This window comes from Brasilonema sp. UFV-L1 (genome assembly GCF_012912105.1).
Lineage (GTDB): Bacteria > Cyanobacteriota > Cyanobacteriia > Cyanobacteriales > Nostocaceae > Brasilonema.
This window is the reverse complement of record NZ_QMEA01000126.1, coordinates 1-18,158: the sequence shown is the minus strand read 5'-3', so window position 1 is coordinate 18,158 and position 18,158 is coordinate 1. Positions and strand designations below refer to the sequence as shown.

Here is an 18,158-nt window from a genome sequence, read left to right as displayed (position 1 = left end):
TCGTGGTTTTCATCCCTTGGCTAAAGCCGAAGGGTTTTCAACCTACCCTTTATAAAAGGAATAACAATACTAAAGTTCATAGTATTTTTCGTGAATATAGCTGTCTTGTGGTATTTATTGCGTCATTTTCGTATACATAAAAAGTAATTTTTGTCAAGTTTTGATAGTCAAGAGGTTGGTAAGTTTACTGTGAAGGAGACTGAGGATTGAGGACTTATGAAATGTGGCAAGTGCGATGTCTAAATCCCCGTTTGACAGCTTGATCACTGTGTACTGTTGAGTGATTTAAGCTTCTGGTTCTATCCCTGCTGCTCGCAATTGTGCTGCCAATCTTTCAGCGCGTTGCCGTTCTTGTTCAGCACGCTGTCTTTCTTGTTCAGCTAATTCGGAACCCCACAAAAGTAGCTGTCCCTGTTCGTCCCACCAGCGTAACCAGTATCCTGCACGATTTTCACGAGTTCCTTGCCACAAGCCCAGGTAAAGATTCATTTCTGCTACCTGGTAGCGGTTGTTCTCGTCAGGTGTTTGTAATGAATACTGTCCCACGTCATTCAATCGATAGATTTCTAGACTACCACTATCCGGTTCAAAGATGACGTAGTTCGGCACTTTTAAGATGCGTTCGTAGAAAAACCATTTTCCAGGAGGATAGGTTGGTTTGATGGAATACTCTGTACCATCTGTATCCGAAATAAATTCCATCACAATGACTGGCATATCTCCCTGTAGCTGCGGCGTGTAACTACGTTTTACCTCTTGCCGTGTCACGCGGATATTAGGCACGTATGCCCAATCAGGAGCTTTGATGACAATTTTGCCATTTAAGGTGGCGCAAATACCGTAATTTGTTGAATTTAAAGCGTTTTCAGGTAATCTACCCGCAATTTCTAAACTTTCGGTTAAAGCTGCCGCAAGGGGAGGCTGGTTAATGTTATCCACTGGTTCATCTGGTAGTACGTAATCATCGGGTAGCTTTTCCCAAGTTATCTGGTAATCCTGAGTAGCAGTGGCTATCATGACGGGTGTTCCTTTGGGTGTTTGTTATTTCACGTCTTCCTCTAAAGTCCCTCCGGTGCAAGAAGCTTTGGAGGTGTTATGAGTAGAGTTTATTCCTCATCCGGTGCCAAGTCTTCTTCTGTTAATCCCTGCTGCGGTATTGCTGCAATAATCGCATCAATGACTTTTGAGACTGGCAAAATTTCTATATTGTAGTCAGGGTATTTTTGCCCTTTTGGTACAATTGCCCTTTTAAATCCTAATTTTGCTGCTTCTTTTAACCGTAGTTCCATTTGCGATACTGAGCGGACTTGTCCTCCTAACCCAACTTCCCCAATCAGTACGGTTCCAGGATCAACAATCCGATCGCGAAAACTGGCAACAATGGCGATCGCTATTCCCAAATCCACAGCTGGTTCTTCTACACTCAACCCACCTGCAGACGCCACATAAGAGTCCAGCTTTGACATCGGAATGCCTACCCGCTTTTCTAGCACTGCCAGAATTTGCACTAAACGGTTGTAATCTATACCAGTTCCAGCACGACGTGGTGAAGGATAGCTGGTAGGACTCACCAAAGCTTGTAATTCAACAACAATTGGGCGTGTCCCTTCACAAGCAACGACAATTGCAGTACCAGGAGCTGGATCATCGCGGTTGCCTAAAAATAACTCTGAGGGGTTGGGGACTTCTCGCAGTCCGTTGTCTACCATTTCAAAAATGCCAATTTCATGAGTTGCCCCAAAACGGTTTTTGACTGTCCGTAATAACCGATGGGAAGCAAAGCGATCGCCTTCAAAATACAACACCGTATCTACCAGGTGTTCCAAAACCTTTGGTCCGGCAATCGCCCCTTCTTTTGTGACGTGTCCCACAATTAACATTGTGATATCTTCATGTTTTGCCACTTTCATCAAAGCTGCCGTACATTCACGTACCTGTGCGACAGAACCTGGTGCAGAAGTCAGAGCCGGGAAGAATACTGTTTGAATACTATCAATAATTGTTACATTCGGTTTCAGCGAATCCATTTCCCGTAGAATTTCTTCTAAGTCTGTTTCCGGTAACACATATAAATCAGCACCAATACCATCAGCTTCTTCTATTTTGACTGTTTCTTTGGGAGTCACTTGTACTGCTTTGGTATTACCGTTACTATCATTGACTAAACTTAGGATTTTTCCCACTCCCAAGCGAGAAGCTCTTAATTTGACTTGTTGTGCTGATTCTTCTCCAGAAACGTAGAGGATGCGATATCTTTGCGCTAATTGATTCGATACTTGCAACAAGAGCGTAGATTTTCCAATTCCTGGATCACCGCCTATCAGCACCATAGAACCGGGAACAACTCCACCGCCAAGCACGCGATCAAGTTCTTCATAGCCAGAAGCCCAACGTGTCACTTGGCGATCGCTAATCTGATCAAAAGTCAAAGAAGCTCGTGGTTTGGCTGGTTTTGTTGTAGCAGTTTTACCACCCGCAGTTGCGTGCCATCCACTCACTCCGCGACCTGGTACATCTGTTGATGACTGAATAGTAATTTGTTCTTCTAAAGAGTTGTAGGTTCCACAAGCTGGACACTTACCAAACCATTGAGGAGATTCTGCTCCGCATTCGTTACAAACGTAATAACTTTTTGGCTTCGGCATTCTTAATATTATTAAATAATCTTAATCTTTGCTTAAGTTTTTTAGTCAACAAAAATTCAATAATCGTAGTATGTGTGGGATTTTTCCAATGAATTTGTGAAATGATATCTTAATAATATGGTAGTAAAAATTAATGATGAAAAATTTTAGTTAAGGAGCGTTGAGAAACTTGGAAAGTCATAAAGAAAAAATTCTCGTGGTAGATGACGAAGCCAGCATTCGCCGAATTTTAGAAACACGCCTTTCGATGATTGGCTACGATGTGGTGACGGCTGGCGATGGCGAAGAAGCTTTGGACACTTTTCGCAAAGCCGAACCTGATTTAGTGGTTTTAGACGTGATGATGCCAAAGCTAGATGGCTACGGCGTGTGTCAAGAATTACGTAAAGAATCAGATGTCCCAATAATTATGTTAACAGCATTGGGGGACGTGGCCGACAGAATCACGGGTTTAGAGTTGGGTGCTGATGACTACGTAGTCAAACCTTTTTCCCCGAAGGAGTTAGAAGCCCGCATTCGTTCAGTCCTGCGGCGGGTAGACAAAACAGGTGCTTCTGGTATTCCCAGTTCTGGAGTGATCCACGTTAGCACTATTAAAATAGATACAAATAAGCGGCAAGTGTATAAAGGAGATGAGCGCATCCGGTTGACAGGTATGGAATTTAGCTTACTAGAGTTGCTAGTCAGCCGTTCTGGAGAAGCTTTTTCTCGTTCAGAAATTTTACAAGAAGTCTGGGGATATACACCAGAACGCCATGTAGATACCCGCGTCGTAGATGTGCATATCTCTCGTTTACGGGCAAAATTGGAAGATGATCCAAGTAATCCAGAGTTAATCCTGACAGCAAGAGGAACTGGTTACTTATTTCAACGCATTATTGAACCAGGAGAGGAATAAGAACAAGGGGACAAGGGGACGAGGAGATAATACGGGCTTATGACTCATGGCTAAATCCGATCCCAATAAAGTTCTACGGCGTCTACCTATCGTAGTAGGTGGGTTGGGCGCTGTACTTTTGCTAATTAACCGTTTACTATCACCAGAATTAGCAAATTCTCAAGCGCGTGCAGATGTTCTGGGTGTGATTTTGAGTGCTGTGTTGATTTTAGTAGGGTTAATTTGGCAGCAAGTACAACCGCGTTTACCTGAAGCTGTACAACTCATTGGTGAAGAAGGTTTCGTTCTTGCACCGGATTTATCGTCAGCTGTGAAAACAGAACTAGCCTGGGCGTCACATTTGTTATTAACAAATACTGTGACGCGATCGCTCGTTGTTTTCTATAAAGAGAAAGTTTTGTTACGTCGAGGAATTTTAAGTCCTAAGTCGGAAGTTGTACCAGGACCAATTTTAAAAAGAGTGCTGGAAAAACAAAAGCCAATTTATCTTGTAGATTTAAAAGTCTATCCAGGAAGAGTTGAATTTGATTATTTGCCAGAAAACACTCAAGGTGTCATTTGTCAACCGATTGGCGAAGAGGGAGTCTTAATTTTAGCTGCAAATGCTCCTCGCAGTTATACGAAACAAGATGAAAATTGGATTGCGGGAATTGCAGATAAATTAGCTGTAACTTTAAATCAGTGAACAGTGAACAGTGAACAGTGAACAATGAACAGTTATCAATGAAGGAGTCAGGAGTCAGGAGGAGCCAGCGCCGTGGGCGGGTTTCCCGACTTGAGGCGTCTGGCATTCAGGAGCCAGAAGTCAGAAGTCGGAAGTCGGAAATCGAAAAACTCAATTCTTTATTTCTTTCTTGGTGAATACTGAATTCAAAATTGCTGTTAGCGTAGCGGGGCGAAGCCCATTCTTCTTCAAACTGATAATTGATAACTGATAACTGATAACTGTACGAACAACTTATGATTTACATTTAAGAAATTATCATGCAAATTCTTTACTGGTTACTTGTTGCGTTAATGGCTGTGGGTATTGTTGGTGCTGTCGTTCCTGCGATTCCAGGAGCCAGTTTGATTTTAATAGCAATTATTATTTGGGGATTTGTTAGTAGTTCTTTTGCGGCGATAAAAATACCACTCATTGTGACAATTGTCGTTTTATTCCTGAGTGTGGGAGTGGATTTTTTAGCAAGCTACTTGGGTGCAAGAACAGCAGGTGCAAGCCAGTGGGGGCAAATTGGTGCAATTGTTGGGTTAGTACTGGGTTTGGTGGGATTATTGCCAACATTACCTTTTGGTGGTCCATTACTGGGAATATTACTGGGACCGCTTCTTGGAGCAATTGTTGGTGAGTATCTTTATCGGCGAGACTTGGGACTGGCGATCAAAGCTGGTATCGGAATTGTTGCAGGTACGCTGGTTGGCAATTTGATTCAAGGGTTGTTGGCGATCGCAGCAGTTATTGTTTTCCTAGTCACAACTTGGCCACAAGTTTTTGGGAGTTAGAATTGGCGAAAATTCTCACTGTGAACTTATGCTTTTGATGAGTGACTGAAGCTCCCGAACCGCCAGAAGAATATTTAATTTGAAGTAAACGCTGAGACTTTGTTGCAAGACGTTCAGGACTTTTGAAATACAGAAAAAAACCCGCAAAGGCGGGTTTCTAAAAACCTGCTTCCTACTCCAATGTGACAAGAATGACGGTGATGTTATCATGTCCGCCTCGCTCTTTTGCAGCTTCAACAAGAGAAAAAGCAGCTTTTTCAGCTAAAGGGATTTTTCGGAGATACTCAGCAATATTTTGATCGGCGAGTTCTTCTGTTAAACCATCACTGCATAACAGTAGGCGATCGCCCTTTTTCACGTCTAGTTGTTGCACATCAATGTGATTGATGTCTTCACGCCCTAAACACCGGGACAACACATGACGAAACGGATGAATCCGGGCTTCTTCTGGTGTAATTTCACCGATTTTAAGAGCGCGTGCGATCCAAGTATGATCTTCTGTGACTTGCTCCAATTGGGAATCCCGAAAACGGTACAGTCTTGAGTCACCAACGTGAGCGCATAAAGGGGGCTCTTGGGAGGGAAAAATGACCACAACAATCGTTGTTCCCATGTCAGAACGTTCAGGATGCTTTTGCTGATCTTGCAAAATCGCTTCATTCGCCTGTAACAAAGCTTCCTGTAGCAATTGTTCAGAAGGCTTAGAAGAATTCCAATGAGCATTCAAATACTCCTGGATTTGTCCAGTCGCAATGTGGCTTGCTTGTTCACCTCCGGCATGACCGCCCATACCATCAGCGACAATGAAGAAACGCCCCTCTGGATCTCTGTAGTAAGCATCCTGATTATTAGAACGAATAAGTCCCGGATCACTTATACCGGTAGAATTAAGTTTCATATACCTTTTACAAAATTTATGTCATACGGTCGTAGCGGTCGAGGCGCATAAGCAGTCGAATCAGTAAACCTGACACTGCGACTGCGATGAAAGCAGTCAGCATTGCCAACCATATGTATTCTTTTACCAATAAGATCGTAGCTGAAAGCGTAAAACCACTCACAATAACAGCATAAGTCATCCCTAGCTGAATATTGCTTTGTCTTCGTAGCAGACGCTCTGTTTCAAGAGATCTGACACGCACACGCACATCGCCCCGTTCTAGCTTTTCTAGTGTGTCTTCCAACCTGCGTGGTAGTCCCAATGCAGTATTGCTGACTTGAACTGCTTGACGACTCAATTCATTGAGAAAGCTATTGCTTTCGGAACCATTCATATTGGTCATAAGCTGCATGGCATATGGTTTAGCAACTTCCATGAAGTTAAATTCTGGATCTAGCCCTTTTCCAACACCTTCAAGTGTCGAGAAAGCTCGCATCACAAAAGTGAAGGTCGCTGGAAATCGAAATGGCTGATCATATGCTATTTCATACAAGTCGTCACTGATAGCGGCCACCGATTGATTTTCAAAGGGCTTATCCATAAAATTATCCAGCATAAACTGGACGGAACGTCGCACTGGTCCCATGTCGTCCACTGGTGCGAGTGCTCCCAAATCAATGAGCGACTGAACAACGCGAGTCCCGTCTTTTGAAGCAATGCCAAACAAAGTTTCCATGAGTCCTTCACGCACGTTTGTTTTGATGCGCCCCATCATGCCAAAATCATAGAATATCAAAGCACCATTCGGACTGACGGCAATATTGCCTGGATGGGGATCCGCATGGAAAAAGCCATCATTGAGTAGCTGAAGCAGGTAAGCTTGGGCACCCTGACGGGCAATAATTTTTCGATCCAAACCTGCTGCTTCTATTGCTTCATATTGGCTAATCTTTATACCAGGAACATACTCTAGAGTCACCACTCGTGACGAAGTGTAACGCCAGTAAACTCGTGGTACTTTTACCCAATCGAAGGTACGAAAATTGCGACGAAAAGTATCAGCGTTGCGACCTTCATTGAGATAATCAATTTCTTCCCAAAGAATGCGACAACACTCCTCATAGATGCCTATCCAATCGCGTCCCCGTCCCCATTTTGGATGGTTTTGAAAGTAGCGTGCGATTCCCTTAAGAATTTGTAAATCTATTTCAAAAAGCTTCTTAAGACCAGGGCGTTGCACTTTGACAACAACAGCTTCTCCAGAGTGCAGCACAGCTTTGTGTACTTGTCCCAAGCTAGCGGCAGCTAATGGTATAGGTTCAAAACTTTGATACAGTTGGGGAATGGTTTTGCCTAGTTCTTGCTCAATAATCACTTCTACTTGATCATAGCTAAATGCAGGTACTTTATCTTGCAGCTTGGCAAGTTCTTCGACATATTCACCAGGGAAGATATCAGCACGAGTAGAAAACAGTTGCCCAACTTTGATAAACGTTGGTCCTAAATCTAGCAGAGTATTGCGAATCCATACCGCTTGAGCCTTACGTCGAGCAGCTTGTTTGGCTTCGGTGACTCCTCCTGGGTAACTCCAAGATTTGTTGTATCGCCAAAGCTTGAACATTAAGGTCAAAACAAAAGACCAAATGTCCAAAAAACGCCGTCTACGAGAGTAGTTTTCGCGATTCCAACGGTATGCTTTATCTGAATAACCTTTTTCCATATGCTTTGCGTACCGCTGGTTTTTGACCGAGTCAGTGGAAAGAGAAGACACTCTGATTTTTTAACTGTTCCTTTATAATTTTCTAGTAGAAAGGTTGCTGTGCAACATCTCTACAAAGAATTTCCACTTTTGAAGCGTTGTAATTCTGTTCGCAATGTGGCTATTTCTGCTCGCAATTCATCAATCATGGCTTGTAAATCAACTGCCCTAGAGCTAGTTTCTCCATAGCCTGTTGTTTGAGCAGTGTCAGCAGCTTCTGCTGCTCTATTTGCTCGCTCTAGCACTTCGTCTGTAAATTGGCGCAGTTGCTCTCTGGTTTCAGCGTCCCATTTGCCGAGTTCCGAGAAAGCATCTGTAATAGCGAACTCCAGCCTCTCGGAGAGGATTTCAGCAGCTGCTCTACCAACGAAAAAGGCTTGTAAAAGGGGGTTACTCATAAATTTTTGTTACGTTGAACCGCAAAAAAATTATAACTTGCCCGTCTACTTTACTGCTTATGCCTGAGTGTAGGACTGTTGTGGAGATAGAAGTCTGGCTTGACAGATTTTTTGCAATTCTTGTTTTGTAGCTTATATTACTAAGTTTATTCGTAAGAGTTTCAGATAGCATTGATTTTGTCAATTAGTAATGATACTTAACAAAATAAACAAAAAAGATATTAAATAGACCTGCCTTGAAAAGAAAACGGGTGTGTGATCGCACTTTTGTTTCTCTTACTTAGCTAAAGATGCGATCTACAAAGGAGCGCAAGCGTTTGCGCAGCGCCCCCTAAGGGGCTAGCTATCGCCTGACAAATGCAAGGAATTAATGGAGTGCGATGGCGATCGCTTTATCCATTGTTGACTGCAAGATCATTTTGCCTAACAAGAAATAAATGAGGAGATAAGTGATTGGAGATCATCCAACATACAATTTAGTAGATGAGTGTAACTAAACTAACAAAAGTGACGGAAGAAACAAGGCAGGAAATAGCAAGAAGACTGGCAAGAGAACTAGTATCAAGAACAGTAATTCTGCCTAGAAGATCTGGTCAAGGTTTTAAAACGTTTGGTGAATTCAAAAAAACAATGGGTGCTGCAGGTGCAGGGAAAGCGTGGCATCATATTGTTGGGCAAACTACCTCAAATTTAGAAAGATTTGGTGCAGAGGCAATTCATAATACAGGTAATCTCGTTCGATTAGAACATGGAAAAGGGTCCATTCATCAGGAAATTACCAATTTCTACAACTCTGTGCAACCCGATATAACTGGTTCTTCAAATACAACAATTAGAGAGTGGATTAATAGACAATCCTATGAAGAGCAACAAGACTTTGGAATTAGAGTCATTATAGCTTTTGGAGGTACAGTAGAATGATTACCCTAGACGTACAATCAATTTTAAGCTCAATTCCAAACGAAGTTATTTGGCAAGACATTGTACAGTTTGACAAACTAGATGAGCGTGTAGCAACAGCTAATGACCTTTGCCCCAATATTATTGGTGTCAATGAAAGCTGTATAGAATGGTGTCCCAATGATCATCCCCCAAGCCATTTAGAAACCCTGATTTGGTGGTGGGTTGTTCGTCCTGACTTGGGAGCAGCAATCGCCCCCTCAGCACCTCAAGAATTGAAAGAAATTATTGGTCACTACATTTTGCACAATTAAAACAATGTCTACAGCGCAAATAACAGATTATTTCAACTTCCTAACTCCTGGTGATATTCGGCTCAAAGGGTCAAGAATTGGTATTGAAACAATTCTTTATGAATACATTGATTGCGGTCGCACTCCAGAGGAAATTGCTCAAATATACACATCACTGACCCTAGAACAAGTTTATGCAACAATTCTTTATTACTTACAAAACAAAGAAGTTGTGAGTGCTTATATGAAAAACTGGATAGAACACGGTCACACAATGAGGGAAGAACAGCGACTTAATCCCCCACCAGTTTCCGAGAAACTCCGGCAACTCAGAGCAGAAAGAAAAGCCAAGAAACAAGCAAATGGCATTGAAGTATCTGACTGATGAAAATGTAAATCCTATCTATCCCAACCAAATTAGATTGCGAGAACCTGATATCATTATCAAGGTAGTGGGAGAAGCAAAAACGTCTTGCTTCTAAGGATAATGAATATCAAGACCGCATTATTTATCTACCGTTACCATAGGGCTTCTTTAGATAGCAAATATTTCTGCAACGCTTCAGTATCGACATTATCCATCTTGACAGCCTAGTAGTTCTTGATAATATCGCTCCGATTCACTAGGCAAATATATGGTCTGTTGCAACTCTTGCTCATTCAATTAATAAAATCTATCAATGTAGGTTAGGTTTCGTTTCAAAAACACAACCTACAAATATTACCAGTGTTTAACCGAACTTGATCTGGTGGTTTAGATTAAGGTTAGTAGCTTCTATGTTTTCCAGAATTGTCTGCTGTCAAACCCACTTCTGCCTTCTCAAGCTAAGTTAAAAATTCCATTGAGAACAATTTGTTCCGGAGACATATCATAAGACATGCGGAAAGATAATTGCTTCCATGTTGCAGCTCCAACAACACCATCTGCTGTGATACCAGTAGATTTTTGAAACTTGATAACAGCAGCTTTAGTATTTGCACCAAAAACACCGTCAACTTTAATTGTACCAAACTGACCTTCACCAATTTCGCCAGTGCCATTTAGCAAGTCCTGAAGATTTTTAACTTCTTGACCTTGTGAACCTTCTTTTAAGGTTGGTCGCTTGGAGATCCAAACTTCACGTAGTATCGCAGCTTGGGTTTCATAACCAACGATACCATCAACTTTGACCGCGTGCGATTGTTGAAACTTGATCACAGCATCTTTTGTTTTACTGCCAAAGTTACCATCGATTCCACCTGTGTAATACTTTAATGCTGTCAAGTTTGTTTGCAATTCGCGAACATTAGAGCCTGTTGAACCTTCTTTGAGAACTGTAAATGTAGTAGCCATGATTTTTTCTTGAAAGTGTGAATTTTGACAATGCTTACTACAATAGATGTTTCATAAGTTACGGAAAAAGTAAAAAATTTTTTCTCAAGCTTATTTATCTAACCTTGCCATAGAGCTTTTTGAAACGCAAATGTTTCTGAAACGCTTCAGTATCAACATTATCCATCTTGACAACCAACTAGTTCTTGATAATACAATACAGTTCAGTTAAGCATTTCTTTCTTCTCTTTGTGTCCTTTGCGTTCTTTGCGGTACCCTGCGGGAAGCCCTTCGGGTTCGCAGTCGCCTCTGTCGGGAAACCCTCCTGCAGCGCTGTCTCACCGCTGCGCGTCTACGTTCAAAAAATTGACTTTGACAAAGAGTTTTAAGCTTAACTGAACCGTATTGCTTGATAATACAATTCAGATTCACTAGGCAAATACATCATCTGTTGCAACTCTTGCTCACTCAATTTGTAAGCGTGAGTGATATTAATTCGGCTTAAGAAATCCAAATCGTGGGAAATAATCCAAAGCGCACCTTGATACTCATTGATACCCTCAATGATTTGGTCAACCGTTTCAATATCGAGGTTATTCGTCGGCTCATCGAGAATTAGCAGGTCGATTTGTGAAATACTAATGATGGCGATCGCCAACCTTGCTAACTCACCTCCACTCAACACCGATGCGCTTTTGTTAACATCATCCTCTTTAAAAAGAAAGTGTCCCAACTGCTGGCGCAAAAGCTGATAATTGAGATTCGGATTAGCAGCTTGCATATTTTCCAGAATCGTCTGCTTTCGATTTACCAGTTCATAAGTTTGGTCGAGGTACACAGCTTTCATTGCAGGAGTAAGTAAAATCTCTCCTGACTGTAAAATCGCTGTTGTATTCTCTATTCTCAAGATTGCTTTTGCCAAACTAGATTTACCTGAACCATTAGCACCAGCAATAACGATTCTGTCACCAGAAGACACATGAAGCTGGATATTTGAAATCAGCAGGTTTTCTCCTACCTTGAGATTTGCACCTTGAATATCAATCAGATTTCTGCGTTTTTGACTTCTTTCTTCTAGTTGAAGACTCGTTGCCTTCGTTGTTTTCACTTTAGTTTCTGTAAATTTCTGAGTAGCTTTCTCTACGGCTGCTTCATGTTTTTGTTTTGCAATTCCTGCTGTCACTTCTGCTTTTCGTTTCATTGCTCCAGCTACAATTTTAGGAATGCTACCCGCTAGTTGACGACCATTTTTGCGAGATTGGGCTGCTCGTTGCTGTTCCTGCAACGCTGAAGCTTTGGCACGTTTGAGTTCTTTTCTTGCGACTTCGTGCGATCGCACTCTCGCCTGCAATTCTATTTCCTTTTGCTCTCGGTACAGAGAAAAATTTCCTCCATAAACTTTTACACCTTCTGGTGTTAGTTCCCAAGTTATATCAGTCACTTGGTCTAGAAAAAATGGTTTGTGAGAGACAATAACAAACGCTCCATTAAAGTCATTCAGAAAATTTCTCAAACTTTCTAACGCCATCAAGTCCATATGATTTGTTGGCTCATCCAGCAGTAACACTTTTGGTTCAGCAGATAAACCAATCGCCATAAATAGCTTTGTGAGTTCCCCACCACTCAGATTGAAAAGTGGTAAAGATAAGTCAAGTGTCGTTTTGAATCTTGTTTCTAAAATCTCTTCAATTTTCCACCATTCTTCAGAAATAGAACTTAGGAAATTAAGTACCGTATCTGCTTTGATGTCCTGTTTGATAGTACTGATTTGAGGCAAATAGTAAATCGTTTCATGACGTGTCACAGAACCTGTTGTGGGGCTAAGTTGACCTGCAAGAATCTTTAACAGGGTAGATTTACCAACACCATTGGAACCGATTAAAGCAATGCGTTCATCTTCTCCAATACTGACTTGGACGCCTCTAAATAAAGTCCTGGTTGAACTGAGTTCGTAAGCTAAATTCTCAGCTAAAACTATTGCTTTTTTCTGCATACTCAAACCTCAATATGACTAAATAGCGCCTACCTATCGAACGCGCACAATAGGGGCGAGCAAATAGAGCCAACCACACACTTATACCAATTCAAAATTCAAAATTCGTCTTGAAAAGTTTTGCGCCGGGAAACCCGGACGCGCAAACTTTTCGCAAAATGAATAAAGCTAGACAGAGCATAGGTTTGGGAGTGTGTATCTGTCACATTCTTTTTTAAAATTGGTATTATTTAGGGCTGCTCTTTGTAGAGAAAAGTTTTTAAAAAGTATTTAGCGCATGGCTGCTTTTTACCAAACCTGCTGAGTTTTTGCTGATTTCTCTTTGTTGATTCACATCTTGCACCAAACTTTGCGATACGCCTAGCAGCGTCTCTTGCTCCTTTGCAATCACCAAAAAATAAATTTCTACTGCGAATAGCCAAAGTAGAGGATTAGCTTACTGCATAAAAATTCCAGTCCGTTAAAACGGACTTCGACTATTAGCCTTGAACTTAAGTTCAAGGCGTACCCTGGATGAGGTGCAAGATTTGAGTTAACACTCGTTGCCTTTGAGCAACAGTTTTCTACTACTACTTCATGTCAGCTATCTGAGGCGTGTTGAGGTTTGATACTAGCTACATCATAGCAGTAAAAGATTCCGGAACGCTGTTTAAATATTTTTAAATAAGGATTGTTTTTGGAGATTTCAAACATGTAGAGACGTTGCATGCAACGTCTCTACAAAGATTCTTGTTCTTGCAAATTATCTTATCAGCAGCTGTTGCCTGACTTAAAATTTAGTGTTTCAGCACCAATCTATATCTTGCTTTCCCACTACGTAGCCGTTCTAATGCTTCGTTCACTTGATCGAATTCAAAAGTTTCAATGACTGGCTCAATTTTATGACGAGCAGAAAAGTCGAGCATTTTGGCGACTGTCGCGGGACTACCAAGCGGACTTCCAGAAATTGACTTCTGAGCCGCTATTAATGGGAAAACATGGCTGGAAACGGGGTTAGGAACTACGCCAACAAAATGTAGTCGTCCTTTTGGACGTAAACAGGCAATGTAAGTACTCCAATCTAAATTGGCGTTGACGGTTGAGAGAATTAAATCGAAGGAATTTTCTACTGATTTGAGTGCATTTGGATCACGAGAATTGATAAAGTGATTTGCACCAAGTTCTCTTGCTTCCGCTTCTTTATCAGGACTCGTAGAGAATGCAGTCACATCACAGCCCCAAGCATGAAGAAACTTCAATGCCATATGACCTAATCCACCGATACCAATCACACCAACACGATCTGTTGGCTTGACATCAAACTGTACTATTGGATTAAAAACTGTGATACCACCACAGAATAACGGTCCAGCACTCACCGGGTCAATATCAGAAGGTAAAGGCATAACCCAAGTCTCATGAGCGCGTACTTTGTCGGCAAAGCCACCATGTCGATTTACAATTGTACCCTCGGCTGTCAAGCAGAGATTATGGTTACCGGACACACACCACTCACAAGTCATACATGAGCGTGAATACCAACCCAGCCCAACTCGTTGTCCGACTTGGAGTTTTTTCACCGCATCACCAACGCTTGCGATCGTACCAATCACTTCATGCCCGGGAACAATCGGATACTGACTCATCCCCCAATCATTATTAAGCATACTGAGGTCGCTATGGCAAACCCCGCAGTATTCCACATCAATTTCTACATCCTCACTGCCAAGTGGTCCCGGTTCGTACTCAAAAGGCTTCAGTTCTTCGCCTTGTTGAAAAGCTGCGTAGGCGCGGATCATAGACTTGACCTCAGGTGATGATGTTAAGTTTTCTCAGTAGTTATTCTAAAGTTTGCTCTTGCTTTCCTCGTGCCAGATGTCAAATTGGAAAGAAATCTTAGTACTCGGTACACAAACTTCATAAAGTATTGTAAAATATTGCTCAATTTCATGGCTAAATTTGGCGAGGATAATGTTTTGCTAAAAACTCTTCCGCCTCATCCCTATTGCGAATCACTCCATCCAACGTTGCAGCAAGTAAATCATCGAGTATTTGCCGATATTGAGGTCCTGGTTTGTACCCTAGTTTCCTCAAATCATTCCCATTCAAAATAGGTTGAACGTTACGCCAAACAGTCAAATATTGCCAAATCTTACGCCTGACCACTCTTGGACATTGCACAGCTATTAAAATCAGCATTGGTACGTCATACTGGCGCAATAACTGCACAACTTGACTTGGACGCACCTCATCTACTTCTCTGTGTGCTTGCAAAGAAGGGATAATTTTGTTGACATTTTCATGATATTGTGCGATACATTCTAAACGATTGATGCTATCTTCAGGCAATAGCAGATTCCTTGCCACGCGCCCTCGATATTTTGCTCCTATGTGGGCAATGAGAGCTTCCAAGCGCATTTGCCAGTGGATAAGGGTTTGCTGGGAGTCAAACCGCCGCAAACAACGTTCCAGCAAACGCAATTGCCCCAGAAGTTCTTCATCTAGCTTGAGGGTGGGATGGATGCACTGCAAAGCTCCCAAATCTCCCAGTAATTGTAAGGCTGGCTTCCAGTAAGGAGCTTCTAGGATATGTTTTAATTCCGTTTTCAGTCGAGTTTGCAGTGCTGGAGTTTTGCTATTTTGTCGGGTGGTGCGATCGTAAACGCCGCTCGTGATAGCATAGCGGATATGCTCTTCTGTCTGAGATTCCAAGTGAAATCCGAGTCGCACTGCAAAGCGTACACCGCGATAGATACGGGTGGGGTCTTCGATAAAGCTGTTCGCGTGTAAGACCCGAATTTGCTTTGCCTGTAAATCTAGCAACCCGCCAAAAAAGTCGAGTAATGCACCAGCGCGGGGAGGCGTCAGTCGCAGTGCCATTGCGTTGATGGTAAAATCTCGACGATACAAATCTTGACGAATCGAACTCGCCTCAACTTCAGGATTTGCTGCCGGATAAGGATAGAATTCTGTTCTGGCAGTCGCAATGTCAACCCACAATGAATCTAATTCTGGGTCTTTATGCCACAGCAAAGCTGCAGTTTGAAAAGCCCCGTGAATTTCTAAACGTGCTGTTGGGTAAAGTTGCTGTAGTGCTTTTGCCAGTTCTACACCCGCACCCACATCGGCAGTTTTGTGAAAACCATCAACGACTAAGTCAATATCTTTAATCAACAAAGTGCCAGAAGCTTCTTCTGCGAGTAGCAAATCGCGTACTGCTCCCCCAACAAGGTAAAGATGCCAACCACGTTTTTCTGCTTCTCGTGATGCTTTAGTCAACAATTGCCACAACTGTGGTGCAAGCCGTGAATGCAATTCCTCTAGAGTGGGAGATTTAATATTTTTTTCTCCCCTTCTCCCCCTCTGGTCTTCTCCCCCTCTCCCTCTCTCTTCTTCCTGATGCAGTTCCCGCAAAACATCTGTACGGGTGACAATTCCCACCAGCTGCCCGTTCTCCAAGACTGGCAAACGTCCGATATCATATGTCACCATCACTGACTCAATTTCTGGTAATGTTGTCTCTGGGGTAATTGTCCTCATATTGATTGTCATGTAACCCTTGACAGGAGCATGACTAAAGCCGTGATGCAGGGCAATATCTAAGTCTCGTCGAGAAATAATACCCAGCAGTTGTCCTTGAGCATCGGCTACACATAAACCAGAGTGTCCATAGCGCAACAAAGTGCGCTGTGCTTCTGCAATAGTGGTTTCTGGACGAATGGTGCGGACTGGGGAGGACATCAAGTCTCGGGCAATAGGAGGATGGGGAATTGTTGCTTTTATCCCCTCAAAAAGTTGGTTTAAAATTTCTTGTGAGTCTACGCCTCTTAGGTTCAGCGATGCTGCTTGGGAATGTCCACCACCACCGAGTGGTTGGAATAACTCATTGAGATTAATACCTTGAATTTGCGATCGCCCAATCACTATTAAGCGTGATTCACCTTCTGCCAAAGGATACTCATTCAAAAGCACTAAGGCATCTATTTCTGTTAACTCTACCAACTGCGAGGCAAGACTTGACAATCCTGGTACGAAAGCATCTGTTTTCAAATGGACCCAGGCAATTTTATTTCCCCTGACATATATATGTTGTATATTTTCCAGTGACACCTTCAACAGTTGCTGCAACTGGGGAGAAAGACCAGGGTCAACGTACTGACTCACGACTGACAAACTTGCCCCTTGTTGCATCAACCAAGCTAAAGCGAGAGCATCTCGTGGTGTGGCATAGTCAAATGTCAAAGAGCCAGTATCCACATGGATACCCAATGCCATCACGCTTGCTTCTGCGGCTGTCAGAGAAATTTGTTGTTTTTGCAATTGCTCGACAATCACAGTTGTTGTCGCTCCAACAGGGGAGATATTTATCTCTGTTGCGGGAATATCCCCAAGTTGTTCTTGGTGATGATCATAAATGATAATTTTATTAATGTGGGGTAGATCTAACCATTGGGCAGTTTTGCCGATGCGATCGCGCTGTTGCGTATCCACCACAATTAAAGAACGAATTTCCTTTGGATTGACCGAACGCCGTTCAATCAGCTCATACTCATCCCGATGCAGTGCCAAAAAATCTCGTACAGGTGGATGAGCACCGCCACTCAGCACAATCTTGCTTCCAGGTAACAGGCGTGTTAGTCCTACCGCCGCTCCAAGTGAGTCAAAATCAGCTGTTGTATGGCACAGAATTAAATCCATAGTTATGAGTCATGAGTCATTAGTCATAGGTCATTAGTACAATTGGACTTTGGACAAATGACTAAAAGGTGTCAATTTTCTGTTAGCTTAACAAATAAGGAAAAACTGTCAGTGTTGATCTGCACAATATTTTATCTTTAAGTCACTCGTTTGCTGTTTCGGGAGAAGGGAAGATGACTTTTATATTCCAACTCGCTTTATTAGCTCTGGTTTTGCTGTCTTTTGCTTTGGTGATTGGCGTTCCTGTTGCCTATGCCACTCCACAAAACTGGAATGAATCTAGAAGACTGCTGTGGATTGGTTCAGGAGCTTGGATCATTTTAGTGCTTGTCGTTGGGGCGTTAAACTTTCTCGTAGTTTAACCGATTCGGCGGAATTCCCCATCCGCCATGCGGTGGGGATGAATAGCCGGACGACGACGAAACCATCCCCGACCAAAATCAACCTAACGGTTGATTAGGGAGTGGGGTGGTTGAGGAGTCGCAATTGCAAGTATAAATGTGGTAAAATATAAATGCCCGTAGCAATTCCGTTGCTCTTGTGTTAGCGAAGCGGCACGAAGTGCGGCAACATTGGTGACGACCAACCACTTGACACAAACGCACTACTTTGTAGGTGAACAGTGCAAACGTTGGAAAACGTAAAACAAACATACAATTCGCGCTCTTATAAGAATGCCCGTTGAAAACCCTGTTCTTTAGGACAGGGATGAAAACGGTTTAAGGCGTTTACGCCTCAGTCATTAAAAATTTGGTGAATCTTGAACAGTTCTTGTTGGGGGTAGGGTGTAGGGTGTAGGGTACGAATTGGATGGGGATTCAAACCCCATCCAATTCGGAGCACCCTATAGACGGTGGGGTTTTAAACCCCCACAGCCGGGTGGGATGTACAAAACATGAG

At 42.5% G+C, this 18,158-nt stretch carries 16 protein-coding genes; 7 read left to right on the top strand and 9 right to left on the bottom strand.

Annotated features, from left to right (window positions below):
- Nucleotides 1-285 precede the first annotated feature (285 nt).
- Nucleotides 286-1,017, bottom strand: a complete 732-nt coding sequence (locus DP117_RS26685; RefSeq protein ID WP_169221237.1) for a Uma2 family endonuclease — start codon at nt 1,015-1,017, stop codon at nt 286-288.
- Nucleotides 1,018-1,106: 89 nt separating this feature from the next.
- Entirely contained in the window at nt 1,107-2,645 is a 1,539-nt protein-coding gene (gene radA, locus DP117_RS26680) for a DNA repair protein RadA (protein WP_169221236.1), read from the bottom strand.
- A 169-nt stretch (nt 2,646-2,814) separates the two neighbouring features.
- On the opposite strand from radA, the gene rpaB reads away from it, so the two are divergent.
- The 3 genes from rpaB to DP117_RS26665 all read left to right on the top strand — a co-directional run bounded on the left by rpaB (nt 2,815) and on the right by DP117_RS26665 (nt 5,046).
- Nucleotides 2,815-3,543 (top strand): response regulator transcription factor RpaB, encoded by a 729-nt coding sequence (rpaB, locus tag DP117_RS26675; RefSeq protein WP_096616847.1) that lies wholly within the window; start codon nt 2,815-2,817, stop codon nt 3,541-3,543.
- 46 nt (nt 3,544-3,589) lie between these two features.
- Nucleotides 3,590-4,228: a cofactor assembly of complex C subunit B gene (locus tag DP117_RS26670; protein ID WP_169221235.1), complete on the top strand. Its 639-nt coding sequence runs from the start codon at nt 3,590-3,592 to the stop codon at nt 4,226-4,228.
- 299 nt (nt 4,229-4,527) lie between these two features.
- Nucleotides 4,528-5,046, top strand: coding sequence for a DUF456 family protein (locus DP117_RS26665; protein WP_169221234.1), 519 nt, complete (start codon nt 4,528-4,530; stop codon nt 5,044-5,046).
- Nucleotides 5,047-5,218: 172 nt separating this feature from the next.
- On the opposite strand, the gene DP117_RS26660 is transcribed toward DP117_RS26665, so the two are convergent.
- The 3 genes from DP117_RS26660 to DP117_RS26650 all read right to left on the bottom strand — a co-directional run bounded on the left by DP117_RS26660 (nt 5,219) and on the right by DP117_RS26650 (nt 8,083).
- Nucleotides 5,219-5,944, bottom strand: coding sequence for a Stp1/IreP family PP2C-type Ser/Thr phosphatase (locus DP117_RS26660; protein ID WP_169221233.1), 726 nt, complete (start codon nt 5,942-5,944; stop codon nt 5,219-5,221).
- 16 nt (nt 5,945-5,960) lie between these two features.
- Complete coding sequence (locus DP117_RS26655) at nt 5,961-7,646, bottom strand: AarF/ABC1/UbiB kinase family protein (RefSeq protein WP_169221232.1); 1,686 nt, start codon at nt 7,644-7,646, stop codon at nt 5,961-5,963.
- A gap of 110 nt (nt 7,647-7,756) precedes the next feature.
- A complete protein-coding gene (locus DP117_RS26650; RefSeq protein WP_169221231.1) occupies nt 7,757-8,083 on the bottom strand; it encodes a DUF6825 family protein in 327 nt (108 codons plus the stop codon).
- Between the two features lie 483 nt (nt 8,084-8,566).
- Here DP117_RS26650 and DP117_RS26645 point away from each other — a divergent pair, with 483 nt between their 5' ends.
- From DP117_RS26645 to DP117_RS26635, 3 genes are read left to right on the top strand one after another with little or no spacing between them, the layout of a single operon-like run.
- The gene (locus DP117_RS26645; protein ID WP_211176363.1) at nt 8,567-9,004 is read left to right on the top strand and encodes a hypothetical protein; all 438 of its coding nucleotides are present in this window, start codon (nt 8,567-8,569) and stop codon (nt 9,002-9,004) included.
- A complete protein-coding gene (locus DP117_RS26640) occupies nt 9,001-9,297 on the top strand; it encodes a hypothetical protein (protein WP_169221230.1) in 297 nt (98 codons plus the stop codon). The genes DP117_RS26645 and DP117_RS26640 overlap by 4 nt, the downstream gene beginning before the upstream one ends.
- Before the next feature lie 4 nt (nt 9,298-9,301).
- Nucleotides 9,302-9,661, top strand: coding sequence for a DUF433 domain-containing protein (locus DP117_RS26635; protein ID WP_169221229.1), 360 nt, complete (start codon nt 9,302-9,304; stop codon nt 9,659-9,661).
- Between the two features lie 435 nt (nt 9,662-10,096).
- Here the strand turns inward: DP117_RS26635 and DP117_RS26630 are convergent, their stop codons facing one another.
- The 4 genes from DP117_RS26630 to DP117_RS26615 all read right to left on the bottom strand — a co-directional run bounded on the left by DP117_RS26630 (nt 10,097) and on the right by DP117_RS26615 (nt 17,258).
- The gene (locus DP117_RS26630; RefSeq protein ID WP_169221228.1) at nt 10,097-10,609 is read right to left on the bottom strand and encodes a peptidoglycan-binding protein; all 513 of its coding nucleotides are present in this window, start codon (nt 10,607-10,609) and stop codon (nt 10,097-10,099) included.
- A gap of 370 nt (nt 10,610-10,979) precedes the next feature.
- Nucleotides 10,980-12,581 (bottom strand): ribosomal protection-like ABC-F family protein, encoded by a 1,602-nt coding sequence (gene abc-f / locus DP117_RS26625; protein ID WP_169221227.1) that lies wholly within the window; start codon nt 12,579-12,581, stop codon nt 10,980-10,982.
- 776 nt (nt 12,582-13,357) lie between these two features.
- Nucleotides 13,358-14,359, bottom strand: a complete 1,002-nt coding sequence (locus tag DP117_RS26620; RefSeq protein ID WP_169221226.1) for an NAD(P)-dependent alcohol dehydrogenase — start codon at nt 14,357-14,359, stop codon at nt 13,358-13,360.
- 154 nt (nt 14,360-14,513) lie between these two features.
- On the bottom strand, nt 14,514-17,258 hold the full coding sequence (locus DP117_RS26615; protein ID WP_169221225.1) for a CBS domain-containing protein: 2,745 nt from the start codon (nt 17,256-17,258) through the stop codon (nt 14,514-14,516).
- Nucleotides 17,259-17,431: 173 nt separating this feature from the next.
- Between DP117_RS26615 and psbZ the strand changes: the two genes are divergently transcribed.
- Complete coding sequence (gene psbZ, locus DP117_RS26610; protein ID WP_169221224.1) at nt 17,432-17,620, top strand: photosystem II reaction center protein PsbZ; 189 nt, start codon at nt 17,432-17,434, stop codon at nt 17,618-17,620.
- Nucleotides 17,621-18,158: the final 538 nt, after the last annotated feature.

Excerpts from the sequence above, each read along its gene's own strand:
- DP117_RS26685 (WP_169221237.1), bottom strand. The coding sequence starts at position 1,017 with ATGATAGCCACTGCTACTCAGGATTACCAGATAACTTGGGAAAAGCTA.
- radA (WP_169221236.1), bottom strand. The coding sequence starts at position 2,645 with ATGCCGAAGCCAAAAAGTTATTACGTTTGTAACGAATGCGGAGCAGAA.
- DP117_RS26670 (WP_169221235.1), top strand. The coding sequence starts at position 3,590 with ATGGCTAAATCCGATCCCAATAAAGTTCTACGGCGTCTACCTATCGTA.
- DP117_RS26665 (WP_169221234.1), top strand. The coding sequence starts at position 4,528 with ATGCAAATTCTTTACTGGTTACTTGTTGCGTTAATGGCTGTGGGTATT.
- DP117_RS26660 (WP_169221233.1), bottom strand. The coding sequence starts at position 5,944 with ATGAAACTTAATTCTACCGGTATAAGTGATCCGGGACTTATTCGTTCT.
- DP117_RS26655 (WP_169221232.1), bottom strand. The coding sequence starts at position 7,646 with ATGGAAAAAGGTTATTCAGATAAAGCATACCGTTGGAATCGCGAAAAC.
- DP117_RS26650 (WP_169221231.1), bottom strand. The coding sequence starts at position 8,083 with ATGAGTAACCCCCTTTTACAAGCCTTTTTCGTTGGTAGAGCAGCTGCT.
- DP117_RS26645 (WP_211176363.1), top strand. The coding sequence starts at position 8,567 with ATGAGTGTAACTAAACTAACAAAAGTGACGGAAGAAACAAGGCAGGAA.
- DP117_RS26640 (WP_169221230.1), top strand. The coding sequence starts at position 9,001 with ATGATTACCCTAGACGTACAATCAATTTTAAGCTCAATTCCAAACGAA.
- DP117_RS26635 (WP_169221229.1), top strand. The coding sequence starts at position 9,302 with ATGTCTACAGCGCAAATAACAGATTATTTCAACTTCCTAACTCCTGGT.
- DP117_RS26630 (WP_169221228.1), bottom strand. The coding sequence starts at position 10,609 with ATGGCTACTACATTTACAGTTCTCAAAGAAGGTTCAACAGGCTCTAAT.
- abc-f (WP_169221227.1), bottom strand. The coding sequence starts at position 12,581 with ATGCAGAAAAAAGCAATAGTTTTAGCTGAGAATTTAGCTTACGAACTC.
- DP117_RS26620 (WP_169221226.1), bottom strand. The coding sequence starts at position 14,359 with ATGATCCGCGCCTACGCAGCTTTTCAACAAGGCGAAGAACTGAAGCCT.
- DP117_RS26615 (WP_169221225.1), bottom strand. The coding sequence starts at position 17,258 with ATGGATTTAATTCTGTGCCATACAACAGCTGATTTTGACTCACTTGGA.
- psbZ (WP_169221224.1), top strand. The coding sequence starts at position 17,432 with ATGACTTTTATATTCCAACTCGCTTTATTAGCTCTGGTTTTGCTGTCT.